Origin of the sequence: Arthrobacter ginsengisoli (assembly GCF_031456935.1) — a bacterium.
In the GTDB taxonomy this organism is placed as follows: Bacteria; Actinomycetota; Actinomycetes; order Actinomycetales; family Micrococcaceae; genus Arthrobacter; species Arthrobacter ginsengisoli.
The window spans coordinates 18,510-42,816 of the sequence record NZ_JAVDVQ010000015.1 but is presented as its reverse complement, the minus strand read 5'-3'; the positions used below and the strand labels follow the sequence as shown (position 1 = coordinate 42,816).

Here is a 24,307-nt window from a genome sequence, read left to right as displayed (position 1 = left end):
AGGATCACAACTAAGGAGAAAACCCCATGGTTTTTGGGCGTGGCAGGAAAGCCAAGCAGGAACAGCTGACAGACCCCGGGGAAACCCAGGAGGCCGTGGCTGACGCTGCCGCCGGTGACTCCGCCGGGACGTCCACTGCTGCACCCGTCCGCGGCGCTACGGGTCCCTTCGACGTCTCCGAAATCGAGGACCAGGACGGCTACGTGGACCTCGGTGCGCTCCTGATCGCGCCCACGGAAGGCCTGCAGCTCCGGCTCGAAGTTGAGGAGGCAACGCAGCGCGTCGTCGCCGTCACCATGGACCTGAACGGCTCGAGCCTCCAGCTCCAGGCTTTCGCGGCGCCCCGCTCCGAAGGCCTCTGGGACGAAATCCGTGAGCAGATCGGCCAGTCGGTCGGCAGCCAGGGCGGCCAGATCGAGGAAGTCCAGGGCAGTTTCGGCACCGAGCTGCTCGCCAAGCTCCCGGCCAGTGGCGCCGACGCCAGCCAGGGCTACCGCGTTGCCCGCTTCATCGGCGTCGACGGCCCGCGCTGGTTCCTCCGCGGCGTGCTTGGTGGCGAGGCCGCTGTGGACCGCGCGGCGGCCGCGGGGCTTGAGGGTCTGTTCCGGCAGATCGTTGTGGTCCGCGGTGAAAACCCGATGCCGCCGCGCGACCTGTTGCAGCTCCGCCTGCCGAAGGAAAATGCCGTGCCCGCTCCGCAGTCCGCCCCGGACCTCGGGCGGCCCGAACGTGGACCGGAGATTACCCAGATTGGCTGATGCCCCCCGCCAGGATCCGGACTCCTCCGTCTCCGTGAGGGGATTGCCGGTCCGCGGCCGCGTGGTGTGCCACGGCTACATCGAGTCGGTCACCTACCCGCCGGCAACAAACGTGGCAGCATTCAGCGCGGTCGTCGTCGACCATGAGGCGGTTCCCGCCAAAAGCCGCGAATCGGGCCCAGCCCCGGCAGAATCCGGCGCAGCGGCTGCCGCCCCGCCCGCCGGCAGCCGGCGCCAGCGGCCCTCCCTGCCCGCGGACCGGCTCCGGGTGGTCTGGCTGGGACGGCGCCGCGTCCCCGGGATCGACGCCGGCACCGAACTCCGGCTGCAGGGCATGGTCACCGTGCGCGACGGCCTGCCGACCATGTTCAACCCCCGCTACGAAATACTCTCCCACCAGGAGGAGCAATGACCCTGCCCGAGAAGCCCGAGGCTGTGCAGGGACCCGAGGGGCACGGTGCGTCCGGCCAGCCCGCCGTCACCCAGCCCGCCGCAAGCCAGCCCACGGTGGCGCAGCTTGCCGAAGGTTATGCCGCCAAAGCCGGACTGCACCGCAGCGGCAACGGCAACATCGACGTGCTCAAAAGCGCCGGCGGCGCCCAGGGAATTGCCGAAAGCATCCTCCCTGGCCTGGTCTTCCTGGTCGCTTTCACGATCACGCGCGAGCTGCCACTGGCCCTCGTGGCCGCACTCGCCGTCGCCGCGGCGTTCACCGTTATCCGGCTGGTCCAGCGCAAGCCGCTGACGCAGGCCCTGGCAGGGATTGTCGGCGTCGGGATCTCCGCCTGGCTCGCCAACAGCACCGGCAAGGCCGAGGACTTCTACGTCCCGGGGTTCTTCACCAACTTCGCCTACATCGTGGGGATGGCGATCTCGATTGCCGTCCGCTGGCCCTTCGCCGGGCTGATCTTCGGCTTCATCCGGAACGAGGGACTGGACTGGCGGAAGAACCCGGCCCGGGTGAAGGCCTACCAGATCGGCACCTGGGTGATCATCGGTGTGCTGGCCCTGCGGCTCCTGGTCCAGGTTCCGCTGTACTTTATGGGCGAACCCGGCTTCGCGGCCCTCGCTACCACACGACTCCTGATGGGGGCCCCGCTGTACATCCTGGGCATCTGGGTGGCCTGGCTGCTGACCCGGCCCGGAGTGACAGCGCAACCGGGCTAGCCGTCGAAGCCGTCGTTCTCGGCCGCGGTACCTCCGTGGCCGTGCCGGTCCGAGGTGACGGGGTGCTGGTCGCTGTCCGGCTCGTCATCGCCCTGGGACTCCGGCGAGAGCAGGGCGCGCAGCTCGTCCTCCGCCGCGATCGTGGTCACGAAGAACAGCTCATCCCCGCCGTCGATCACGTCATCACGGCTCGGTGTGATCGGGGCCTGGTCCCGTAGGATCGCGACCAGGGTGGAATCCTCGGGCCACACGATATTGCCGACCGTCAGGCCAACCACGTGCGAGTCGTGCGGGACGGTGAACTCGACCAGCGATGACACGCCCGTCTGCAGGGTCAGCAGGCGGACCAGGTCGCCGATTTCCACCGCCTCTTCGACAAGGGCAGTCATCAGCTGCGGCGTGTTGACCGCGACATCGACGCCCCAGGAATCGTCGAACATCCAGTCGTTCTTCGGGTTGTTGACCCGGCCGACCGTCCGTCCGACGCCGAACTCGGTCTTGGCCAGCAGCGACACCACCAGGTTGACCTTGTCGTCACCGGTGGCGGAGACCACGACGTCGGCGTCCTCCAGTTTCGCGTCCTGCAGGGTGCTCAGTTCGCAGGCGTCGCCGACCAGCCAGTGGGCGCCGCGCAGGCCGCTGCGGCCGATCACCTCGGGCTTCAGGTCGATGAGCAGGATCTCATGTTTGTGGGCCAGCAGTTCGCGCGCGATCGAGGAACCGACGCTTCCCGCCCCGACAATGACGACTTTCACTTAGGACTCCTTGGCAGGGGACTGGGCCAGAATGTGAGCTACTTCGCTGCTGCGGTCCACACCCAGCATGGCGTGCACCGTATCGCCGTCCTGGTACAGCGTGCCCGCCGCGGGCAACATGCCCTCGCCGAACCGGGTCAGGTAGGCGACGCGGATGCCGGCGGCCTTTTCGATCGAAGTGACCGGGTGGCCGATCCATTGCGGGTTCAAATCCACCTCTGCGAGCACGAGCCTGCCGGACGGATCCCGGAAGTCGCCGGCCAGGTGCTGTTCGGGCAGGATCCGCCGGAGCACCTGGTCCGCGCTCCAGCGCACGGCGGCAACCGTCGGGATGCCCAGCCGCTGGTAGATCTCCGCGCGGCCCGGGTCGTAAATCCTCGCGACGACGTGGGGGACGTGGAAGGTTTCGCGCGCCACCCGCGTGGCCAGGATGTTGGAATTGTCGCCGCTGGAGACGGCGGCGAAGGCGTACGCCTCCGCGACGCCGGCCTGCTTGAGGGTCTCCCGGTCAAAGCCGACGCCGGTGACTTTACGGCCGGTGAAGCCGGTGCGGAGCCGCCGGAAGGCGCGGTCGTCCTGGTCGATGATCGCCACCGAATGGCCGGCGTCCTCGAGCGTGTGCGCCAGGGTTGCCCCCACACGGCCGCAACCCATGATCACGAAGTGCGCCACACGTGCCTCCTCAGGCTTTGATTTCTGCTGCTGCGTAAAACTCTACCGGCCTCCACGGCCCGCCCGGCCAGCCACGGAACCGGCGCAGTAACCGGCGCCGCAACAGGCTTCCATGCCCGCCGGCAGAGCTACGAGTCGGCGCCTGAACGGCAGGGACCGCCGCCGTCATGACATCGCGTCCGAATCGGACTAGCTTTGTGTGGTGCCGACAATTTTCAATGCCGTGAAGCGGGTGCTGGTAGGCAGGCCGTTCCGGAACGACAGCCTGGCTCACACTCTGCTTCCCAAGCGGATCGCCCTGCCCGTTTTCGCCTCCGACGCGCTGTCCTCGGTGGCGTATGCACCGGACGAAATCCTCCTGACGCTGGCGCTGGCCGGCGTCAGTGCCGTGGCGTTATCGCCCTGGGTGGGGCTGGCCGTCATGGTGGTGCTGCTGACCGTTGTGGCGTCCTACCGGCAAAACGTCCACGCCTACCCGTCCGGTGGCGGCGACTACGAGATCGCCAACGAGAACCTGGGCAAATATGCCGGACTCACCGTCGCCTCCGCGCTGCTGGTCGACTATGTGCTGACCGTCGCCGTGTCGATGTCCTCCGCCGCCACGTACCTGACCACCGCGGTGCCCTCGCTGCATGGCCAGCAGGCGGCCATCGCCACGATCGGCGTCGTGATCCTGGCCCTCGTGAACCTGCGCGGCATCAAGGAAGCCGGCAGCGTCTTCGCCGTACCGACGTACATCTTTATGGCGTCCATCCTCGGCATGACCGCCATCGGTGTTTTCCAGGCCGCGACCGGGCAGCTGGGCCAGGCCCCTTCCGCAGCCTTCACGATCATTCCCGCTGCGGGCTTCGACGAAGGACTCGTCGGACTCGCGGGCGCCTTCCTGCTGCTCCGCGCTTTCTCCTCCGGCGCCGCGGCGCTGACCGGCGTCGAGGCGATCAGCAACGGAGTGCCGAACTTCCAGAAGCCCAAGAGCAAAAACGCGGCCACCACGCTGCTGCTGCTCGGCGTGATCGCCTCGGCCATGCTGGCCGGCATCATCTACCTGGCCAACGCCACGAAGGTGCATATTGTGCTGGACCCGGCGACCGAATTCCTGCTGGACGGCGAGCCGTTGCCCGAGGGGTACATCCAGAGTCCGGCGATCAGCCAGATCGCGCAGACAATTTTCGGGGCGGGCTCCCTCCCCTTTTTCATCGTGGTCGCCGCCACCGGCGTGATCCTGGTCTTCGCGTCCAACACGGCGTTCAACGGATTCCCGGTGCTCGGCTCGATTCTGGCCCAGGACGGTTACCTGCCCCGCCAGCTGCGCACCCGCGGGGACCGGCTTGCCTTCAGCAACGGTGTCCTGGCGCTGGCCGCCGGCGCCCTGGTGCTGATTATCGCGTTCAACGCCGACGTCACCAAGCTCATCCAGCTCTACATCGTGGGAGTCTTCATCTCCTTCACCATGAGCCAGCTGGGCATGGTCCGGCACTGGGGGCGGGAGCTGAAACTCGCCAAGGACCCGGCCGTGAAGCTGCGCATGCTCAAGTCCCGGACCATCAATACCGTGGGCTTCTGCATGACCGGCCTGGTCCTGGTGATCGTCCTGGTCACCAAGTTCACGCAGGGCGCCTGGATTGCGCTGCTGGCCATGTTCGTGTTGTTCCTGATCATGTGGAGCATCCGGGCGCACTACGACAATGTGGCCAAGGAACTCGCCGTCGATGAGGACTCCTCGCCGCGGGCCCTGCCCACCCGCGTGCACGCCGTGCTGCTCGTCTCGCACGTCCGCAAGCCGGTGCTTCGGGCGCTGGCCTACGCCCGCGCATCACGGCCCTCCCGGCTGGACGCCATCACCGTGGACATCAGCAGCGAGGAGACCGGGCAGACGGTTGCGGACTGGGAGAAGCTGGAAATCCCGGTACCGTTGACGGTGCTGGCCAGTCCGTTCCGCGAAACGGTGACGCCCATCATGGAGTACATCAAGAACATGCGGCGCGATTCGCCCCGCGACCTGATTGTCGTCTATATCCCCGAGTACGTGGTGGGTAAGTGGTGGGAGCAGCTGGTGCACAACCAGACCGCCCTGCGCATCAAGACCCGGCTGCACTTCGAGCCGGGAGTCATGGTGGCCAGTGTGCCGTGGCAGCTGAAATCATCCGAAGAAGCCAAGAGACTGCAGGACATCCAATGAGCTCCGACACCCAGACGCAAGCCCAGACCGAATTAATCGTCGACGTCGGGCCGGTCGCCCACGGCGGGCACTGCGTTGCCCGGCATGAGGGACGCGTGGTTTTCGTCCGCCACGGCATCCCCGGCGAGAAGGTCCGGGTCCGCCTCACCGAGTCCGGCCCGGACGCCAAGTTCTGGCGCGGCGACGTCGTGGAAGTCCTGACGGCGTCCCCGGACCGCGTGGATCACTTCTGGGACCTGGCCGATTCCGTTCGCTCCTGGTCGCACCGCCACCCGCCGGTCGGGGGCGCCGAACTCGGCCACATCGCCCTCGGGCGCCAGCGCAGCCTCAAGGCCGAGGTGCTGGCCGAACAGCTGCGCCGCCTGGCCGGCGTCGACCTCACGCACGCGGAGGAGGGCTTCACCGTGGAGGGCGCCGCCGGGGAGAGCGGACCTAAGGCGGCGGCGGGCCTCGCCTGGCGGACCCGCGCCGGTTTCGCGGTGACCCCGGCCGGGAAACTCGGCATGCACGCGCACCGCTCCGACACCGTCCTCCCGGTCCGGGAGATGCCGCTGGCCGTCGACGCCATCAACGCCCTCAGGCTCTGGGACATCGACCTGCAGGGCATCGAGCGCGTCGAGGTCGCCGCCCCGGCCAACGGCTCCCGCCCGCTCGTGCTCCTGGTCCCGGCCCCGGGCACCCGGGCCAAGCGGCTCAGCGCCGTCCTGGCCGGACTGCCCGAGGATGTCTCGGTCGCCAGCTTCGATCCAGTCAAGGGCGAGGTGCTGCGGCTGCGCGGGCGCACCTACGTGCAGGAGTCCGCGTCCGGGCACGACTTCCGGGTCACCGGCGACGGTTTCTGGCAGATCCACCGGGACGCCCCGGCCACGCTCGTGGGGGCCGTGACCGGATTCCTGCACGACGGCGGCTTCCTGGAACCGGGCGCCGTGGTGGCGGACCTCTACGCCGGGGCGGGGCTGTTCACCGCGCCGCTGGCCGACGCGGTCGGGGAAACCGGGTCCGTGCTTTCCGTCGAAGGTTCGCCCGGCACCAGCCGGGACGCGCGAAAGAACCTGCATGACGCGGCCCAGGTTGAGATCGTCCAGGGCAAGGTGGAACGGGTCCTGCGCGAGAAAGCGCGCAAGTTCGACGCCATCCTGCTGGACCCGCCCCGGGCCGGTGCCGGCAAGGCCGTCGTGAACCACCTGGTCGGGGCCGGCCCGCGGGCCGTTGCCTATGTTTCCTGTGATCCGGCGTCCTTTGCCCGCGATCTGGGCTACTTCCGGCAGTCCGGCTGGGACCTCGCGGGACTGCGGGCTTTTGACCTTTACCCGCATACCCATCACATGGAAACTGTGGCGCTACTGACTCCCCGGGGCTGAGGCCACTAGGATGGGCGGAGTAGTCCGATGTCGCGCTCCGTAGTCACGGCTGACCTCCTGCACCTAAGTACCGATCCTTGTGTGAACAAGGCAAAGCACTAGTTAGGACCACCTAACTAGCAAGGGGTCTGCGGCGCGACAAAGATGAAACTGTTGCGAGAGGAGTCCTGCGATGAGCATTGTGGACAGCTTCGGTTCAAAAGGCAAACTTAATGTAGCCGGTACCGAATACGAAATTTTCCGGTTGAACTCCGTTGAAGGTGCAGAAAACCTTCCGTTCAGCCTCAAGGTATTGCTTGAAAACCTGTTGAGGACCGAGGACGGCGCCAACATTACGGCCGACCACGTCCGAGCACTGGCCGGCTGGGACCCCAGCGCCGAGCCCGACACTGAAATCCAGTTCACGCCGGCGCGCGTGATCATGCAGGACTTCACTGGCGTGCCCTGCGTTGTGGACCTTGCCACCATGCGTGAAGCAGTCAAGGAACTCGGCGGGGACCCCAAGCGGGTCAACCCGCTGGCACCCGCCGAAATGGTGATCGACCACTCTGTGCAGATCGACGCCTTCGGCAACTCCGGCGCACTGGAGCGCAACATGGAGATCGAGTACCAGCGCAACGGCGAGCGGTACCAGTTCCTGCGGTGGGGCCAGACCGCGTTCGATGACTTCAAGGTCGTCCCGCCGGGAACCGGCATCGTGCACCAGGTCAACATCGAGTACCTGGCCCGCACCGTGATGACCCGCGAAATTGACGGCGTTGTCCGGGCCTACCCGGACACCTGCGTCGGCACCGACTCGCACACCACCATGGTCAACGGCCTTGGTGTACTGGGCTGGGGCGTCGGCGGCATCGAAGCCGAGGCGGCCATGCTCGGCCAGCCCGTCTCCATGCTGATCCCGCGGGTCGTGGGCTTCAAGCTGACCGGGTCCATCCCGGCCGGCGCGACCGCCACTGACGTTGTGCTGACCATCACCGAGCAGCTGCGCAAGCACGGTGTGGTCGGCAAGTTCGTGGAGTTCTACGGCGAGGGCGTCGCGGCGGTGCCGCTGGCCAACCGCGCCACCATCGGCAACATGAGCCCGGAGTTCGGCTCCACGGCCGCCATGTTCCCGATCGACGACGTCACCCTCGACTACCTGCGCCTCACCGGCCGCTCGGACGAGAACGTTGCCCTCGTGGAGTCCTACGCGAAGGAACAGGGCCTCTGGCACGATCCTTCCAAGGAGATCAAGTTCTCCGAGTACCTTGAGCTGGACCTGTCAACGGTTGTCCCGTCGATCTCCGGCCCGAAGCGCCCGCAGGACCGCATCATCCTCACGGAGTCCAAGGACCAGTTCCGCCAGGACCTGCGCAACTACGTGAAGGAAGAGCTCGCCGGCGGCAGCGTCGACGAGGCGATCGACGAGAGCTTCCCCGCGTCCGACTCGCCGTCGTTCACGGGCTCCGCAAGCCACCTCACGGACCTGGCCCCGCACGGGCACGGCCCGACGTCGGACGGCCGGCCGTCCAACGCGGTCAGCGTCAAGACCGCCGACGGCCGCGAGTTCGAACTGGATCACGGCGCAGTGTCGATCGCCTCAATCACGTCCTGCACGAACACGTCCAACCCGTCCGTGATGCTGGCCGCCGCACTGCTGGCCCGCAACGCCGTCGACAAGGGCCTGACGTCGAAGCCGTGGGTCAAAACCTCCGTGGCTCCCGGTTCCAAGGTTGTCACCGACTACTACAACAAGTCGGGCCTGACCCCCTACCTGGAGAAGCTCGGCTTCTACATCGTCGGGTACGGCTGCGCAACCTGCATCGGCAACTCCGGCCCGCTCGACGCCGAAATCTCCGAGGCCATCCAGGCCAACGACCTTTCCGTCACCGCCGTGCTGTCCGGTAACCGCAACTTCGAAGGCCGGATCAACCCGGACGTGAAGATGAACTACCTGGCTTCCCCGCCGCTGGTCATCGCTTACGCCCTGGCCGGGACCATGGACTTCGATTTCGACGCCGACGCCCTGGGCCAGGACGAGGCCGGCAACGACGTCTTCCTGAAGGACATCTGGCCGAACCCGGTCGAGGTCCAGCAGGTCATCGATTCCTCGATCGACAAGGAGATGTTCGCCCGCGGCTACGAGGGCGTCTTCGACGGCGACGACCGCTGGAAGGCACTCTCCACCCCGGCGGGCGACACCTTCGCCTGGGACCCGAAGTCCACTTACGTCCGGAAGCCCCCGTACTTCGACGGCATGAAGGCACAGCCGGACCCCGTCAAGGACATCACCGGCGCGCGCGTGCTGCTGAAGCTGGGCGATTCCGTCACCACGGACCACATCTCCCCGGCAGGTTCCTTCAAGTCCGACACCCCGGCCGGGCAGTACCTGCTGGCCAACGGTGTGGAGCGCAAGGACTTCAACTCCTACGGCTCACGCCGTGGCAACCACGAGGTCATGATCCGCGGAACGTTCGCGAACATCCGGATCAAGAACCAGCTCCTGGACGGCGTCGAGGGTGGCTTCACCCGCGACTTCAGCCAGGCGGACGGCCCGCAGGCCTATGTCTACGACGCCGCGCAGAACTACCAGGCCGCCGGTACCCCGCTGGTCGTCCTGGCCGGCAAGGAATACGGCTCGGGCTCGTCCCGTGACTGGGCAGCCAAGGGCACCGCGCTCCTGGGCGTCAAGGCTGTCGTCGCCGAAAGCTACGAGCGCATCCACCGCTCCAACCTGATCGGCATGGGTGTCCTGCCGCTGCAGTACCCGGCCGGCCAGAACGCTGCCAGCCTCGGGCTGACCGGCACGGAGACCTTCGCCGTTGAGGGCGTCACCGCCCTGAACGAAGGCACCACGCCGAAGACGCTCAAGGTCACCGCCACAGCCGAAGACGGCACCGTCACGTCCTTCGATGCGGTCCTGCGCATCGATACCCCGGGCGAGGCCGACTACTACCGCAACGGCGGCATCCTGCAGTACGTGCTGCGCCAGATCTCCGCCAACTAGTGGAGGACTCCTCCCGCACGGGAGGAGTTCCCAGGCGTCTTTGGCCCCGGCCGGTCCCTGACCGGCCGGGGCTTTTGCGTGCCGGACGCGCGCCGGGGCGCCGTCCCGCCGCGACGCGTTCCGGCACCGGGCCCAGCCCGGAGGCGTTAGAGTTAACAGGCATGTCTACCACCCGAAGGAGGGGCCGTTGGGAATCTTGGAGACCATCCGGAATCCGCAGGACCTGAGTAAGTTGTCCGAGGCGCAGCTGGATCAGCTGGCAGCCGAGGTCAGGGAGTTCCTGATCGGCAACGTCTCCCAGACGGGCGGGCACCTGGGCCCGAACCTCGGCGTCGTCGAACTCACCATCGCGGTCCACCGGATCTTCGATTCCCCCCGCGACAGCATCGTCTTCGACACGGGCCACCAGTCCTACGTGCACAAGCTGCTCACCGGACGCCAGGACTTCAGCACCCTGCGCCAGCAGGGCGGCATGTCCGGCTACCCGGACCGCGCCGAATCCGAGCACGACATCGTCGAAAGCTCACACGCCTCCTCCTCGCTGTCCTGGGCCGACGGGATCTCCCGCGCCCGTCAGCTGACCGGCGACGGCGACCGCTACGTCATCGCCGTGGTGGGTGACGGCGCCCTGACCGGCGGTATGGCCTGGGAAGCCATCAATAACATCGCCGCCGACAAGAAGCGCCGCGTGGTGATCGTGGTGAACGACAACGGCCGCTCCTACGCCGCGACCGTTGGCGGATTCGCGGATTACCTGGCCTCGCTGCGCCCCACCATCGACTCCTTCCGCGCGGCGCCGACCTACGAAGGCACCCTGGACTGGTGGCGGAGGCGGCTGCAGAACGGCGGCCCCGCGGGCCAGTTCACCTACAAGAGCCTGCACGCCATGAAGAAGGGCGTCAAGGACTGGTGGGCCCCACAGGGAATGTTCGAGGACCTGGGGATGAAGTACATCGGCCCGGTGGACGGCCACGACCTCCAGGCCATGGAGAACGCCCTGTCCACCGCCAGGAACTACGCCGGTCCGGTGATCGTGCATGCCATGACCGAAAAAGGCCACGGCTATGCGCCCGCCCGGGCCCACGAGGCCGACCAGTTCCACGCCGTCGGGATCATCGACCCGGAGACCGGCGAGCCCACCGAGGCCGGCGGCGCGAAGTCCTGGACCGCCGTCTTCGCCGATGAGATCGCCGACATCGCGGACGAACGCAAGGACATCGTCGGGATCACCGGCGCCATGCTCATCCCCGTCGGGCTGCACAAGTTCGCCGCGCGGCACCCTGAGCGCGTGTTCGACGTCGGGATCGCCGAACAGCACGCCCTCACGTCCGCCGCCGGCATGGCATTCGGGGGCCTGCACCCCGTCGTCGCGGTCTACGCGACGTTCCTGAACCGCGCCTTCGACCAGCTCCTGATGGACGTCGCCCTGCACAAGGCCGGCGTCACCGTGGTCCTGGACCGCGCCGGCGTCACCGGACCGGACGGCCCCAGCCACCACGGCATGTGGGACATGGCCATGGTCCAGATCGTTCCCGGGCTGCACCTCGCCGCGCCCCGCGACGCCACACGGCTGCGCGAGGAACTGCGCGAAGCGGTCGCCATCGAGGACGCGCCCAGTGTCATCCGCTACTCCAAGGGCACCGTGGGCGCCGAGGTTGAAGCCCTCGAACGGCTGAGCGACGGCGTTGACGTGCTGGCGCGCCGCCCGGCCGGCTCCAGCGAAAACGACGTGCTGATCGTCAGTGTCGGTGCGATGTCCGAACTCGCGCTGGACGTTTCCAACCGGCTCGGGGCGCAGGGGATCAGTTCCACCGTGGTGGACCCCCGCTGGCTCCTCCCGGTCCGGAGATCCATCATCGCCCTCGCCTCCCAACACCGCCTGGTCATTTGCATCGAGGACGGGGTCCGCGCCGGCGGCGTCGGATCCCGGATCCGCCAGGAAATGCGGGCCGCCGGCGTGGACACCGCGCTCAACGAGGTCGGCCTCCCGGTGGAGTTCCTGGACCACGGGTCCCGCAACCAGGTGCTGGAACGGGTCGGATTGACCGCGCAGCAGATCACGCACGATGTCGTGGCGCAGGTCCTGGGGACCAAGGTGCCGTTCGCGCGGCCCCTCCCGGGCCAGTCACACCCCAGCACCGGCAGCCTGCCGATTCTGTGAGGATCCCCCGCGGTCTGGCACCGGGAGACCTCGTGGTCTCCCGCAACCGGAAATGGAACGGCAAGGCCCACTGGGTGGTGCCCGGAACCTACCTCGGCGAGGACGCCCACGGCTGGTGGATCTTCCAGGGAACCAACGAGTTCTGCTCCCGCCCGGGCGCGGCCTTCTACGCCGAATCCGACGCCGTGCTGCTGGTCCCGCGCTCCGGCGAGTACGTGGCCACCTTCTACGACGGGGCCCATCCCGCGGGCGTCCGGATCTACGTGGATCTTGCGACAGACCACGGCTGGACCACGATCCGGCCGGGCGTCACAGAGTTCCACCTGATCGACATGGACCTCGACGTCATCCGGACCGCGGACCGCGGTGTGTACGTCGACGACGAGGACGAGTTCGCCGCGCACCGGATCGAGATGGACTACCCCGCAGACGTGGTGGACCGGATCAGTGCGGCGTCGGAGCAGCTTTTTCAGGCCGTCAAGGCACAACAGCCACCGTTCGACGGCGCAGACCGCGAATGGTTCAGGAAAGGACGGACATGAGCGGGATTATCCGCGTTTATAAACGCAACGACGAAGGGGTCCTCGAGTTCAGGGAGGCCTGGTTTGACGAGGACTACAGCCAGTTCGTGATGAACCACGGCGTGGTCGGGCACCAGAGCAAGACCGACGAGACCGACGTCGCCGATGCCGCAGCCGCTGAAGGGCTGATGGACGCCTTCGCCGTACAGTGCGCCGAAGACGGCTATGCCGAAATCCCCGAGGAAGAGCAGTTCTGGGTCGTGGCCCAGTACGCCCTGAAGACCAAAGACGGCACCGACCGCGACCGTTACCTCGAGGAAAAGGCCAAGGACGCCCTGATCAGCCACCTGGCCTGGCGCGGGCTTGGCATTGTGGACCGCTCGGAGTTCGCCGATGCCAAGCTCAACATCTTCATACTCACCCCTGACATCAACAAGGCCGTCAACGCGATCAAGGTCTGCATCCGCGGCGAGGACCTCGACTACACCAAACTGAGCATCGGCGCCGCCGCCTTCGGCGAGACGTCCTTCAGGCTCAAGCACTCACCCAAGCCGGCCAACAGCTTCACCCTGTAGTTCCGGGGCTGGTTCCACCGGCACGTTTTCACATCAGTTTTGGGGGACAACGACTGGAAGGTATGCATCATGGCACCGAAATCCGTTGAACCTGGCCGGACCCCTCTGCCGCGGGGGATCGCGGCTCCCGCCCGCCGGGCCCTGGCCCACGCCGGCGTCGAGACCCTCGAGCAGGTGGTGGCCCTCGGTGGCCGCGCCTTGTCCGGGATGCACGGGATGGGCCCGCGGACCCTGGCCCAGCTCGAGGACGCCCTGGACGAACAAGGGCTGGAACTGCCCGCAGGATAGCCGGCGGGTGGGTTAGGATACGTTCCACCAACCGAAGGGCCCTGCGTCCATGAAACCGCGTTCCATCATCCTCGACCTGTTCGGGGATTACCTCCGCTACGCGGGCGCCGAAATCAAGCTCGGCGACATGACCAAGCTTCTGGCGGTCTTCGGCGTGGAACCCGCCACCGTGCGGGTGAGCATGTCCCGCCTGAAGAAGGAAGGCTGGTTCACGACCCGCCGGCAGCAGCGCGAAACGGTCTACGAACTGACGGAGAAAATGCTCCACGTCCTCACCGAAGGCCGGATGCGGATCTTCGACCGGCGGCAGGAGCCCTGGCCGGGGCGATGGACCATGGTCATTTACCAGGTGCCGGAAACTGAAAGGTCCCTGCGGGAGCAGCTCCGCAAGGACCTTTCCTGGCACGGCTTCGGACAGCTGTCCACCTCGACCTGGGTGGCCGCCCACGACCTCCTGGACGCGGCCCACAGACTCGCCGCCGACTACCCGTCCGCCACCATCGACGTCCTCTGGTGCGGAACGGGGGACGCGGATGCGGACCGCGATCTGGCGGCGCGCTGCTGGGACCTGACGGAGCTCGCTGCCGACTACGAACGCTTCATCGCCAGCTACTCGCCGCTCAATGACCCCGCCGCCAATGCCGCCAAAGCGGGCAGCCAGGCGCTGTCCGAACGGATCCAGCTGATATCCGACTTCCGTCGCTTCCCGTTCCGGGACCCGTTCCTTCCCGCTGAACTGCGGCCCGCGGACTGGCCGGGCGACGCGGCGTTCGCGCTCTTCAAGGAAATCCACCGGCAACTCGCCGCGCCCTCGAACGCGTTCGTCGCGGACCTCATCGGACGCGAAATCCTCGTCGATTCGCCCGTCGTCTCCTAGACACCCGGCGGGGGCACACCGGCCGGCGGGCACACACCAGTCGGTGGGCACCGGCCGGCGGGACGCCGGGGCGGCTCCCGGGTCAGCCGGCGTTGACCCCGGCGCCGGCAAGGCGCCGGGCAATGTCGGCCCGCAGGTCCTTCTTGTTGATCTTTCCGACCTTGGTGACGGGCAGCTCATCGACCACCACAAGGCGCTCCGGGATCTTGAAGGCTGCCACGCCGGTCTCCCGCAGGAGCTGCTGGATGATTTGCAGGGTGACTTCGCTCCCGGGCTTCACCGTGATGTACAGGCACAGGCGTTCGCCAAGGGTGGGGTCCGGCATGGAGACCGCGGCCGCCATGGTGACATCCTCGATCCGGTAGACCAGGCTTTCGATTTCCTCCGCCGAGATTTTCTCCCCGCCGCGGTTGATCATGTCCTTGTCGCGTCCCTGCACGATCAGGTTCCCGTCCGGACGGCGTTCGACGATGTCGCCGCTGGCGTACCACCCGTCGGGGGTGAAGGCGCGGGTATTGGCTTCCGGTGCACGGTAGTATCCCCGCGGCGTGTACGGTCCGCGGGTCAGGATGGAGCCGGGAACGCCGTCGGGAAGGTCCATGCCGGCCTCGTCCACGATCCGGACCTCGTCAGCCTCGGAGACGGGGCGGCCCTGGGTCGTGCAGATGACCTCCTCCGGATCGTCCAGCCGGGTCGAGTTGATCAGCCCCTCCGCCATGCCGAAGACCTGCTGCAGGGTGGCACCCAGGACGGGCTTCACCTTGCGTGCGATTTCGTCCGGCAGGCGGGAGCCGCCGACCTGCAGCACCTGGAGGCTGGCGAGCTGCCCGGATCCGGTCTCCTGCTGGTGTTCGATCCAGCGCTGGGCGACGGCGGGCACCGCAGTGGACAGCGTGACCTGTTCGGCTTCAATGGTGGCGAACGCCTTTCGCGGTTCGGGGCTGGGCAGCATCACGACGCGGCCGCCGGCGTACAGGATGCCGAGGATGCCGGGGCAGGCCAGCGGGAAATTGTGGCTTGCCGGCAGCGTGCCAAGGTAGACGGTGTCTTCGGTGACGGCCGTGACGCGGGAGGTTTCCCTGATGTTGTAGGCGTAGTCGTTGTGCGTCCGGGTGATGAGTTTGGGCAGGCCCGTGGTGCCGCCGGAGAGAAGGAACAGGGCCGGGCTGTCCGCTGACGGGGCGGCCGCATCCAGCCGGGCGCGGGCAGCCGCCACCTCTGTTCCCGGGGCGAGGATGTCCTCGAGCCGGGTGTTGCCGGTGTTCGCTGCTCCGGACACCAGGATGACATCCAGTGTGGGGACCGCGGCGGCAAGTTCCTCGGCCAGGGCCTGGTGGTCAAAGTCCTTGATGGCGTCCGGAACGGCGATGGCCCGGGCCTCGGAGAGCTCGGTCAGGAAGGAAAGCTCGTACCTGCGGTGGGCCGGGAGGGCCATCACCGGGATGATGCCGGCCCTGAAGCAGGCCAGCGTGAGCACGGTGAACTGCCAGCCGTTGGGCAGCTGGACCATGATCCGGTCGTCGGCCTTCAGGCCCAGTTGCAGCAGCCGTCCGGCGGCGGCATCCACCCGGTTGGCGAGTCCGGCGTAGCTCAGCCGCACGTCGCCGTCGACGACGGCGGTCTTCTCCGGCAGCCGGTCCGCGGCGTCGAGCAGCAGACTGCCCAGCGGGCGGTCTTCCCAGTAGCCCTTGCGGCGGAACCCGGCCGCGAGGTCGTCCGGCCAGGCGACGGTGCCCGCACTTGTGTGGCTGGTCATTGAATGTCCTCCTCGACATTGATCACGACTGCATCGAGCGCCAGGAGACCGTTACGGGTCAGGCGCAGGGGGTTGATTTCGATTTCGGCTATCTCCTCATTGGAGCACAAAGCGTCACCGAGCCGGGCCAGGATTACGGCCAGTTCGGTGGTTTGCAGCACGGGTCCGGAGCGGAAGCCGTAGAGCAGTTCACGGGCCTGCAGCTCGCCGGGCATACCCTCGGCTCCGCGGACGGACAGGGGCGCGGAGCGGATGGAGATGTCGGCGAAAACTTCAGCGGCGGTCCCGCCCAGGCCCAGGACGATGATCGGGCCGAAGACCGGGTCGCGGCGTGCGCCGACCACCAGATCGACGCCGGATGGAGCCATTGATTCGATCAGGAATTCGCGGGCCCCGGCGGCTTCGAGTCCGTCGAGCGCACGGTCCAGGGCGGCGGGGGACTCGACGCCGAGGAAGACGCCGCCAATGTCTGTCTTGTGCAGCACGGTGGCGTCGAGCAGCTTGACCGCCACCGGACCGCCCAGGTCAGCGAGCGCCTCGTGGGCAGCGGTGCGGCTTTCGCAGCGCCGTCGCGGCGGCGTGGCGATCCCCAGCGCGCCGAGGAGTTCCTTGGACCGGACCTCATCCCATGGTCCGTGCAGTTCCGGCCACGCGAAGGACCCGGCGGGCGCCTGCGCCCGCTGGAACTGCCCGCGTGCGTCGTTAACCAGGGCGGTGATGCCGTGAGCGAGTGCCGTCGGTCCGCTGATCAGGGGCAGGCCGTACTGCCGGGCAGACTTCGCGGCGCGCTCAAGGTCGCTGTCCGGGCCGTCCACACCGATCACGATCGGCAGGGTCCCGGCAGCGCCGGAAGCCGCCACGGACGCCGGAAGGTCGGCGACGGGTTCGGTCAGCCCGTAGACGGCGACGACGTCGATGGCAGGGTCAGCGGCCACGGCCGCCACGATCTTCTCGTAGCCGGGGCCGGGGCGGCCGGTGTCCACGGGGTTGGCCTGGAAGGTCAGCGGCGGCAGCAGCGCGCCGATGGCCTCCTGGCTGTTCCTGTCCAGGCGGGGCAGGGCCACACCGGCGCTGTGCAGCGCGTCGGCGATCAGCAGTCCGGGGCCGGCCTGCCCGGTGATGAGCCCGACGCCGGGATCGGCGGCGGGAGTCAGGCGGCGTCCGGCGAGGGCCGTCACTGCGGCAACCAGCTGGTGTTCGTCGTCAACGATCACCGCGCCGGCCTGCTTCAGGACCGCCCTCGTGGTGCGCCACGACGTGGCCAGGGCGCCGGTATGCGACTGGGCAAACTCGGAAACATCGTTGCGGCCGACCACCAGTGCGACCACCGGTTTGACCGCACTCAGCCGGGCCACCGCGTCGACAAGCGCCGGGCCGTCGGCGACGGTTTCCAGGTGCAGGGCAACTGCCTTGGTGTGCGGATCGGAGATCAGGTACTCCAGTACATCGGGCGCGCTGATGTCCACGCCGGCGCCGATGCCCACGGCGAGGCTGACGCCCACCCCGGCCCGCTGCAGATGGAAGGCCAGGACGTGGTTGACACCGCCGCTGGCTGCCACGACGGCGACCGGGCCGGGTTCCAGCGCGGCGACGCCGGGAACGAAACTGGCGCGCAGGCTCCGGTGCGGCACGAAAAACCCGGACGTGTTGGGGCCGAGCAGCCGGATTCCGGTGTCCCGGACGGCATCCTCGACCTGGCGGGCGAACTCCAGTCCCGGGCCGCCGGCTTCGGCGAAGCCGCCGGCACAGACGAGGGCGGCTGTGGCCCCCGCGGCGGCGCTGTCGCGCAGCGCCTGGGCGGTGGCGGCGGCCGGCACGCACAGTACGGCCAGGTCCGGTCCGCCGGGGATGGTGGCTGCTGCATCGGCAATGCTGGTGTGCATGCCGTTCTCGCCGCGGCTGTTCACCAGCGCCAGGGGCGCCGGGTAGCTGGCGAGGGACTGGGCCATCACAGCGCCGAGTTTGTCCGGGCTGGCTGAGGCGCCAACAACGAGGATGCCGCGGGGCGCGAAGAGCGGGGCCAGGCTATGCATCGGAATCCTCCTGGGCCACGGTCGCGACGGCGTCCGTCCGGCCGGACAGCACCTGGGTCAGGGCGGAGACGGCGCCGCGGTCGTCCACCACCACGCTCGTGAGGCCCCGGCCGAGCCGAACCTCCTCGGACAGGAGGGTACGGGTGAACGGGGTTCCGCCCTGGATGACGATGGCGGCGGCACGGGCCGGCAGTTCCCGGAAGGAAGCTGCGAGGCCGTCCTCGGTGTCGGGCGCGGTGACGAGCAGGCCGGTGTTGCCGCCGGCGGCGGCCGGGTCGGTGGTCAGCGCGATGCTGCCGCCCGGGCCGCTCAGGGCCGGGTGTCCGCCGTAGTTGCGCAGGGACAGCAGCCGTCCGCTGAACCGGACGTTTCCTGCGGCCAGCGGCGTGTCAAGCGGCTCGGAGCCATGGCGCTGGAGCCAGTCAGCCTCGACGGCCGCAACGAGGCCCGCGTCGCGCTGGCGGATCTTGTCGATGTCGATGCTGCGGGAGAAGAAGTGGAAAGTGAACTGGGTGGGGTCGAAGGAGTCGTAGTACCGGGCGAAGTGTTCCCACCAGCTCAGGCCGCCGCGGGCCTGGTTCTGGATCTTGGCCACCTGCGGCTGGCGCTCGGCCTCGTAGTTGCTGAAGGCCAGCTCGAGGTCGTCCTGGTGGTCCGCAATCTCGCGAACCAGGGAGATGGCATCCTCCATCGCCATCTTCGTGCCGGAACCGACGGAGAAGTGCGCGGTGTGGACGGCATCGCCGAGCAGGACCACGTTGCCCTTGTGCCAGGAGCGGGTGCGGCGGGTGCGGAAATTGGCCCAGCGGGAGTTGTTGGCCACGAGCGGCTCGCCTGCGATGTCTTCGGCGAAGAGTTTCTCCAGGAACCGCTGGGTCTTCAGATCGGAGGGCCCCGGAGGCTGGCTGACGTCGAATTCGTCGAGTCCGGCGCGGCGCCAGGTCTCTTCATCGGTTTCGACGATGAAGGTGCTGAGCTCATCGCTGATCGGGTAGCCATGGACAGCAAAGTTGCCGAACTCGCTCTTGCGGTGGACAAAGGTCATGCCCTTGAACCTGTGGCTTGTGCCGAACCAGATGAACTTGGCGGTGGCGGTTTCGGCGGTGTGGCCCAGGCTGTCACCCAGCTGCTCGCGGGTGGAGGAGTTTGCGCCGTCCGCGCCGACGATCACGTCAAATCCTTCGAGCGCGGCCAGGTCGGGCACGTACTCGCCGAAGCGCAGGTCGACACCGGCGTCCGTTGCCCGGTCCTGCATCAGCTGAAGCAGCGTCTTGCGGTTGATGGCTGCCATGCCGTTGCCGGTAAAGGACTTCCGCTCGCCTTTGAGCCAGACCTCGATATCGTCCCAGTGCGTGCCGTAGTCACGGAGACCGTTCAGCACGACAGGATCCGCGTCGTTGATCCGGCGCAGCGTTGCGTCGGAAAAGACAACGCCGAAGCCGAAGGCGTCCGTGGCCTGGTTGCGCTCAAAGAGCACGACCTCGGCGTCGGGAACGGTCTGCTTGAACAAAGTTGAGAAGAACAGTCCGCCGGGACCGCCGCCAATGCAGGCTACGCGAAGTGCCATCGATGCCACCTTCTGGAGATTTGGGGGAGGACGTGTGCCACGTCCCGGAACCATTATGTTGCTAAAAAATGTGGAACGTCAAGCTTTTGTTACACATGAAGCGGGGTGCCCGGGTGGACCGGCCTTCCGATCAGGTCCGCCACGTAGGCGTTGGCCTGCAGGCCGAGTTGTTCGTGGACGCGGCGGAACAGGCTGAATGCCGCCGGTGCCGGCCAGCTCTCCGGCTGGAGCTGCTCCGGCAGTTCGGGATCCCGGAAGGGGAAGCGGCGGAAATCGTTGACAAGGCGGGTGCGTTCCACAAGGGCCTGGCGGCCGTCCTTGGTGAGGTTGCCGCGCGCATTGTCCAGATGTCCATAGGTGGCGAGGAAGTTGCGGTAGTCCCGGCCAAGGGTTTCAAGGTCCCAGCACCGCCGGGCCAGGTCCTTGGCCGCGTCGGCGTCATCCGAGCCGCACCAGAGAACGTCAACCCGCGCGCACTCATGCCGTGCGGCGAGCTCCTTGGCCTCGAGCGAGAGGTCGTGCGGGGCCAGCCAGGTCGAGGGGGAGAGCTGTCCGAAACCAATCCACGCCAGCTGCTTGCGCAGCGCTTCGCGGACGGCCCGCTCGGACTCCGGCACCTGGTAGATCACCATGGTCCAGCGGCCGGACCAGGGGTCCTCCCGGCGGCGGAAGATCCGCGCCCGGCCCTGGGTGAGCACTTCCAGCATGTGGCCGCTGAGGGTGTATACCGTCTCCCGGCCCTCCTTGCGGGTGGAGAACCAGCCTTCCTTCCTGAGCCGTGACATGCTGACCCTGATGGTGGCCGGTTCCAGGCCGAATGCGGTCATGAGTTCGGTCAGTTCGCCGAGTTTGACCTCGCCGCCGGCATAGCGGAGATAGTCCCCGAAAAGGTTCAGGACGAGTGAACGCGGGGTCTCCGCCATGTGGACTCCTGGGAAGCAAGAATTGAGATGTAACAAGTATCTTGACGCACAACAAGACTATGTTACATTGAATTGTGGGTTGCATCACACGCCCATCAAACCTCCTGGTTTCCTCTCCCGCACCCATCAGCCGCCACGAAGCTGTGGCGTAACCGCTTGGAGTTTTCATGCTTGGTCAAGCCCCGACCGCTGTATCCCGGCCCCGGAAATCCGCGGCCGCTGTCATCTTCCTGTGCTTCGTCGCCATTGTTTTTGACGGCTATGACCTCGTGGTCTACGGGGCGATCGTCCCCAAGCTGCTCGCCTACCAGGACTGGGGCCTGACCCCGGTTCAGACCGGCGCCATCGGCAGCTACGCGCTGGCGGGAATGTTCATCGGCGCCATCCTGATCGGCTACCTCACGGACATCCTGGGCCGCCGACGGGTCCTGATGGGCTCCATCGCCTTCTTCTCGCTGCTGATGCTGCTCACCGCGTGGGCGCCCACCCCGGAGCTGTTCGGCATCTTCCGCTTCCTCGCCGGGCTCGGCCTCGGCGGCGTCATTCCGACGGCGATTGCCCTGACCGTTGAGTTCTCCAAGTCCCACCGCCGCAACTTCAACAACGCCCTGATGTTCTCCGGCTACGCCGTGGGCGGCATCATGGCGGCACTGCTGGCGCTGGCCCTGCTGTCGTCCATCGGGTTCCGCGGCATGCTCGCCATCGGTGGCCTTCCGCTGATCATTGTCCTGCCGTTCCTGTTCAAATTCCTTCCGGAGTCTCCGGCGTTCCTGGCCGCCCGGGGCCGGCGTGCCGAGGCCGAGGAGCTCATCGCCGACTACGGCCTGGAACCGCTGGCGCCCGCCGCGGCCGCCAGCGCCCGGGCCAAGGAGCGCGGCCGGTTCCGTACCCTGCTGACCGGCCGGGTGCTGGCCGCCACGGTGCTGTTCTCGCTGGCCGGGATCTGCGGCCAGATCCTCGTGTACGGCCTGAACACCTGGCTCCCGCAGTTGATGGTGCTCGCCAACTACTCCCTCGCCTCCTCGCTGAGCTTCCTGCTGACCGTGAACGTCGGGGCCGTCGTCGGCGTCATCGTCTCCTCCCGGCTGGCGGACAAGTTCGGGCCCCGGGTCATCACCGCCGTTTCCTTCGTCTGCTCCGGCACCGCGCTGCTGGTCATGGGCTCGGGAATCGCGCCGCTTCCGGCGATGTACTTGCTGGTGGCTGTGGTCGGCTTTGGTTCCGTCGGCGCGCAGATCCTGATCAACGGCTACGTGGCGACCTACTATTCCGCAGCCACCCGTGCGACAGCCCTCGGAATCACGCTGGGCGTGGGACGGATCGGCGCCGTCCTCGCCATCTCCGGCGGCGGCATCCTGGTCGCGGCATCGCTGGGCAACTTCGTCAACTTCTCCATCTGGGCCATCGCCGCAGCCGTCGGCGTCGTCGCCGTCCTCGCCGTACCGGCAGCCAGGGCGGGCGAACCCGTTGCCGCCGTCACGGACGCCACGGCTGCCGTCGTCGAGCCGGTGGGCTGACCCCCGCGGGCGACCCGGTCGCCTTCGTACGGCACCTGCCCCCGTCGCCGCCAAAGCGGTGACGGGGGCAGCCCCGTGCCCGGCCACGGCGGGCGCGGACCCTGCCCGGCAGCCGCTGTCGGCCGATATAGGCTGAACCCCATGACTGAATACCGCCGCATCGGAAATTCCGGACTGACTGTCTCCGTCGTCGGGCTGGGCTGCAACAACCTGGGCCGGGCCAGTACTGCGACCGAGTCGCAGCAGGGGACCGACGCCGTCGTGCACGCGGCCCTGGACGCCGGCATTACGTTCTTCGACGTCGCCGACAGCTACGGCCGGGAACCGGGCCTCAGCGAGACGATGCTGGGCAAGGCCCTGCAGGGACGCCGCGACGACGCCGTCGTCGCCACGAAGTTCGGCATGGACATGCGCGGGACCAACGGCAATGACTTCGGCGCCCGCGGTTCCCGCCGCTACATCATCAGGGCCGCGGAAGCGTCACTGCGACGGCTCGGGACTGACTGGATCGACCTCTACCAGTTCCACACCCCGGACCCGCTCACCCCGATCGAGGAGACCCTCGCTGCCCTCGACGAGCTCGTCACCAGCGGCAAGGTCCGCTACGTCGGTCATTCCAACCGCGCCGGCTGGCAGATCGCCGAGGCCGAATTCGTGGCCCGCGCCCGCGGCGGAGCACGCTTCATCTCCAGCCAGAACCACTACAACCTGCTGGACCGCCGGGCCGAACTCGAGGTCACGCCGGCCGCCGAAGCCTACGGCCTGGGCGTGCTGCCCTACTTCCCGCTCGCCAACGGCCTGCTGACCGGCAAATACGCCAGGGACACCGCGCCCGAGGGCTCCCGCCTCAGCCACACGCGCACCAACCTGGTCCATGACGCCGACTGGGAGCAACTGGCTGCCTTCAGCGCGTTCGCCGCAGAGCGGGGCCTGAACGAGATCCAGGTGGCGTTCTCCTGGCTCGCGGCGCAGCCCTCGGTCAGCAGCGTCATTGCCGGCGCCACCCGGCCCGAACAGGTCCGGCAGAATGCCGCGGCCGTCGCCTGGCTGCCCAGCGCCGCGGAACGTGCGGAACTCGACGAGATCTTCCCGCGCATACCGAAAGTCGCGCTGTTCTAGATGGACCGTCGCCAGATGGACCGTCCCGGGGTGCCAGCACCGCCGCAGACCATCCTGATGGACGTCGATACCGGGATTGACGACGCGCTGGCCCTCGTCTACCTGCTGTCCCGGCCGGAGGTCCACCTCCAGGCCATCACGTGCACGGCCGGTAACGTGGGCGCCCGCCAGGTCGCGCTCAACAACCTGGCACTGCTTCAGTTGTGCGGCCGGCCGGGCGTCGAGGTGGCCATCGGCGCCGAGGCGCCGCTGGAAATTCCGCTGGTCACCACCAAGGAAACGCACGGGCCGCAGGGGATCGGCTACGCCGTCCTGCCGGCGCCCGCCCGGCGGATCTCGCCGCGCCACGCCGTCGACGTCTGGGTGGAGGAGGTCCGGGCGCATCCGGGGGAGATCACCGGGCTGGTCACCGGCCCGCTGACCAACTTCGCCCTGGCCCTGCGCCGCGAGCCGGAGCTGCCGCGGCTGCTCAAGGGCCTCGTGATTATGGGCGGAAGCTTCAACTACCAGGGCAACACCACCCCGACGGCGGAATGGAACGTCTCGGTGGACCCGCACGCGGCCCGGGAAGTCTTCGCCGCGTACCGCGGCCTGCCGGCGGACAAGCTGCCGCTGCTGTGCGCGCTGGAGACGACCGAGCGGATCGAGCTGCTGCCGCTGCACCTCCGGCGCCTGGGCGAGGCCGCCGGGGCCGGGCCGGAACTGGTCCTGCCGGAGCAGCCGGATGGCCTCCGCAGCACCTCGGCCAGCCCGCTTGTGGCCTGCCTGTCCGACGCGATCCGGTTCTACATGGAGTTCCACCGGCTCCACGGGCAGGGCTATGTGGCACACATGCATGACGCCTTCGCGGCCTGCGCCGCCGTCGGGCGCACGCCGTTCACCGCGCGCCTGGCAACCGTCGACGTCGAAACCGGCTCGCCCCTGCTGATCGGCACGACCGTCGCTGACTTCCGCGGTCTCTGGGGCCTGCCGCCCAACGCCCGGATCGTCGCCTCCAACAACCCGGAGCAATGCTTCGAGGAGCTGATTTCCTCTGTGGGTGCGCTGGCCCGGCGGAGTATGTCCGCCGGGCCGCCCGCCCCGGGATAGGGT

General features: G+C 67.9%; 20 protein-coding genes. 14 read left to right on the top strand and 6 right to left on the bottom strand.

All coding sequences use genetic code 11. From position 1 onward, the window contains the following. The first annotated feature begins 26 nt into the window (after positions 1–26). From J2X01_RS15820 to J2X01_RS15810, 3 genes are read left to right on the top strand one after another with little or no spacing between them, the layout of a single operon-like run. A complete protein-coding gene (locus J2X01_RS15820; RefSeq protein ID WP_310059413.1) occupies positions 27–758 on the top strand; it encodes a DUF3710 domain-containing protein in 732 nt (243 codons plus the stop codon). Beyond that, positions 751–1,170, top strand: a complete 420-nt coding sequence (locus J2X01_RS15815) for a hypothetical protein (RefSeq protein ID WP_310059411.1) — start codon at positions 751–753, stop codon at positions 1,168–1,170. Before J2X01_RS15820 ends, J2X01_RS15815 begins: the two co-directional genes overlap by 8 nt. After that, the gene (locus J2X01_RS15810) at positions 1,167–1,925 is read left to right on the top strand and encodes a DUF3159 domain-containing protein (protein WP_310059409.1); all 759 of its coding nucleotides are present in this window, start codon (positions 1,167–1,169) and stop codon (positions 1,923–1,925) included. Before J2X01_RS15815 ends, J2X01_RS15810 begins: the two co-directional genes overlap by 4 nt. Here J2X01_RS15810 and J2X01_RS15805 read toward each other — a convergent pair. Both J2X01_RS15805 and J2X01_RS15800 read right to left on the bottom strand, forming a co-directional pair. Further along, on the bottom strand, positions 1,922–2,680 hold the full coding sequence (locus J2X01_RS15805) for a potassium channel family protein (protein WP_310059407.1): 759 nt from the start codon (positions 2,678–2,680) through the stop codon (positions 1,922–1,924). The genes J2X01_RS15810 and J2X01_RS15805 overlap by 4 nt on opposite strands. Continuing rightward, positions 2,681–3,352: a potassium channel family protein gene (locus J2X01_RS15800; RefSeq protein WP_310059404.1), complete on the bottom strand. Its 672-nt coding sequence runs from the start codon at positions 3,350–3,352 to the stop codon at positions 2,681–2,683. Between the two features lie 202 nt (positions 3,353–3,554). On the opposite strand from J2X01_RS15800, the gene J2X01_RS15795 reads away from it, so the two are divergent. The 8 genes from J2X01_RS15795 to J2X01_RS15760 all read left to right on the top strand — a co-directional run bounded on the left by J2X01_RS15795 (position 3,555) and on the right by J2X01_RS15760 (position 14,300). Next, the gene (locus tag J2X01_RS15795; RefSeq protein ID WP_310059403.1) at positions 3,555–5,531 is read left to right on the top strand and encodes an APC family permease; all 1,977 of its coding nucleotides are present in this window, start codon (positions 3,555–3,557) and stop codon (positions 5,529–5,531) included. Next, a complete protein-coding gene (locus J2X01_RS15790) occupies positions 5,528–6,892 on the top strand; it encodes a class I SAM-dependent RNA methyltransferase (RefSeq protein WP_310059402.1) in 1,365 nt (454 codons plus the stop codon). Before J2X01_RS15795 ends, J2X01_RS15790 begins: the two co-directional genes overlap by 4 nt. A gap of 172 nt (positions 6,893–7,064) precedes the next feature. Beyond that, on the top strand, positions 7,065–9,878 hold the full coding sequence (locus J2X01_RS15785; RefSeq protein ID WP_310059400.1) for an aconitate hydratase: 2,814 nt from the start codon (positions 7,065–7,067) through the stop codon (positions 9,876–9,878). Positions 9,879–10,065: 187 nt separating this feature from the next. Continuing rightward, positions 10,066–12,039 carry a 1-deoxy-D-xylulose-5-phosphate synthase gene (gene dxs / locus J2X01_RS15780; protein WP_310059398.1) on the top strand — a complete coding sequence of 658 codons (1,974 nt, stop codon included), beginning with the start codon at positions 10,066–10,068 and terminating at the stop codon, positions 12,037–12,039. Further along, positions 12,036–12,581 (top strand): DUF402 domain-containing protein, encoded by a 546-nt coding sequence (locus J2X01_RS15775; RefSeq protein WP_310059396.1) that lies wholly within the window; start codon positions 12,036–12,038, stop codon positions 12,579–12,581. The genes dxs and J2X01_RS15775 overlap by 4 nt, the downstream gene beginning before the upstream one ends. Continuing rightward, the gene (locus J2X01_RS15770; protein ID WP_310059394.1) at positions 12,578–13,135 is read left to right on the top strand and encodes a hypothetical protein; all 558 of its coding nucleotides are present in this window, start codon (positions 12,578–12,580) and stop codon (positions 13,133–13,135) included. The genes J2X01_RS15775 and J2X01_RS15770 overlap by 4 nt, the downstream gene beginning before the upstream one ends. 69 nt (positions 13,136–13,204) lie before the next feature. After that, positions 13,205–13,423 carry a helix-hairpin-helix domain-containing protein gene (locus J2X01_RS15765; protein WP_310059392.1) on the top strand — a complete coding sequence of 73 codons (219 nt, stop codon included), beginning with the start codon at positions 13,205–13,207 and terminating at the stop codon, positions 13,421–13,423. Positions 13,424–13,472: 49 nt separating this feature from the next. Then, entirely contained in the window at positions 13,473–14,300 is an 828-nt protein-coding gene (locus J2X01_RS15760) for a PaaX family transcriptional regulator (RefSeq protein WP_310059390.1), read from the top strand. An 82-nt stretch (positions 14,301–14,382) separates the two neighbouring features. Here J2X01_RS15760 and J2X01_RS15755 read toward each other — a convergent pair whose 3' ends face one another. The 4 genes from J2X01_RS15755 to J2X01_RS15740 all read right to left on the bottom strand — a co-directional run bounded on the left by J2X01_RS15755 (position 14,383) and on the right by J2X01_RS15740 (position 20,579). Next, a complete protein-coding gene (locus J2X01_RS15755; protein ID WP_310059388.1) occupies positions 14,383–16,056 on the bottom strand; it encodes a (2,3-dihydroxybenzoyl)adenylate synthase in 1,674 nt (557 codons plus the stop codon). Then, positions 16,053–18,089 carry an acetate--CoA ligase family protein gene (locus J2X01_RS15750; RefSeq protein WP_310059386.1) on the bottom strand — a complete coding sequence of 679 codons (2,037 nt, stop codon included), beginning with the start codon at positions 18,087–18,089 and terminating at the stop codon, positions 16,053–16,055. Before J2X01_RS15750 ends, J2X01_RS15755 begins: the two co-directional genes overlap by 4 nt. Then, complete coding sequence (locus J2X01_RS15745; protein WP_310059384.1) at positions 18,082–19,656, bottom strand: FAD-dependent monooxygenase; 1,575 nt, start codon at positions 19,654–19,656, stop codon at positions 18,082–18,084. The genes J2X01_RS15750 and J2X01_RS15745 overlap by 8 nt, the downstream gene beginning before the upstream one ends. Positions 19,657–19,745: 89 nt before the next feature. Next, complete coding sequence (locus tag J2X01_RS15740; RefSeq protein WP_310059383.1) at positions 19,746–20,579, bottom strand: PaaX family transcriptional regulator; 834 nt, start codon at positions 20,577–20,579, stop codon at positions 19,746–19,748. A gap of 167 nt (positions 20,580–20,746) precedes the next feature. Between J2X01_RS15740 and J2X01_RS15735 the strand changes: the two genes are divergently transcribed. The 3 genes from J2X01_RS15735 to J2X01_RS15725 all read left to right on the top strand — a co-directional run bounded on the left by J2X01_RS15735 (position 20,747) and on the right by J2X01_RS15725 (position 24,304). Next, positions 20,747–22,096: an MFS transporter gene (locus tag J2X01_RS15735; protein WP_310059380.1), complete on the top strand. Its 1,350-nt coding sequence runs from the start codon at positions 20,747–20,749 to the stop codon at positions 22,094–22,096. Positions 22,097–22,237: 141 nt separating this feature from the next. Beyond that, positions 22,238–23,215, top strand: coding sequence for an aldo/keto reductase (locus tag J2X01_RS15730; RefSeq protein ID WP_310059378.1), 978 nt, complete (start codon positions 22,238–22,240; stop codon positions 23,213–23,215). Continuing rightward, complete coding sequence (locus tag J2X01_RS15725) at positions 23,216–24,304, top strand: nucleoside hydrolase (protein WP_310059376.1); 1,089 nt, start codon at positions 23,216–23,218, stop codon at positions 24,302–24,304. The last annotated feature ends 3 nt before the right edge of the window (positions 24,305–24,307 follow it).

What these genes read in the sequence shown, in the direction of transcription:
- J2X01_RS15820 (WP_310059413.1), top strand. Translation starts at nt 27, where the DNA reads ATGGTTTTTGGGCGTGGCAGGAAAGCCAAGCAGGAACAGCTGACAGAC.
- J2X01_RS15810 (WP_310059409.1), top strand. Translation starts at nt 1,167, where the DNA reads ATGACCCTGCCCGAGAAGCCCGAGGCTGTGCAGGGACCCGAGGGGCAC.
- J2X01_RS15790 (WP_310059402.1), top strand. Translation starts at nt 5,528, where the DNA reads ATGAGCTCCGACACCCAGACGCAAGCCCAGACCGAATTAATCGTCGAC.
- J2X01_RS15785 (WP_310059400.1), top strand. Translation starts at nt 7,065, where the DNA reads ATGAGCATTGTGGACAGCTTCGGTTCAAAAGGCAAACTTAATGTAGCC.
- J2X01_RS15770 (WP_310059394.1), top strand. Translation starts at nt 12,578, where the DNA reads ATGAGCGGGATTATCCGCGTTTATAAACGCAACGACGAAGGGGTCCTC.
- J2X01_RS15765 (WP_310059392.1), top strand. Translation starts at nt 13,205, where the DNA reads ATGGCACCGAAATCCGTTGAACCTGGCCGGACCCCTCTGCCGCGGGGG.
- J2X01_RS15760 (WP_310059390.1), top strand. Translation starts at nt 13,473, where the DNA reads ATGAAACCGCGTTCCATCATCCTCGACCTGTTCGGGGATTACCTCCGC.
- J2X01_RS15755 (WP_310059388.1), bottom strand. Translation starts at nt 16,056, where the DNA reads ATGACCAGCCACACAAGTGCGGGCACCGTCGCCTGGCCGGACGACCTC.
- J2X01_RS15750 (WP_310059386.1), bottom strand. Translation starts at nt 18,089, where the DNA reads ATGCATAGCCTGGCCCCGCTCTTCGCGCCCCGCGGCATCCTCGTTGTT.
- J2X01_RS15745 (WP_310059384.1), bottom strand. Translation starts at nt 19,656, where the DNA reads ATGGCACTTCGCGTAGCCTGCATTGGCGGCGGTCCCGGCGGACTGTTC.
- J2X01_RS15740 (WP_310059383.1), bottom strand. Translation starts at nt 20,579, where the DNA reads ATGGCGGAGACCCCGCGTTCACTCGTCCTGAACCTTTTCGGGGACTAT.
- J2X01_RS15735 (WP_310059380.1), top strand. Translation starts at nt 20,747, where the DNA reads ATGCTTGGTCAAGCCCCGACCGCTGTATCCCGGCCCCGGAAATCCGCG.
- J2X01_RS15730 (WP_310059378.1), top strand. Translation starts at nt 22,238, where the DNA reads ATGACTGAATACCGCCGCATCGGAAATTCCGGACTGACTGTCTCCGTC.
- J2X01_RS15725 (WP_310059376.1), top strand. Translation starts at nt 23,216, where the DNA reads ATGGACCGTCGCCAGATGGACCGTCCCGGGGTGCCAGCACCGCCGCAG.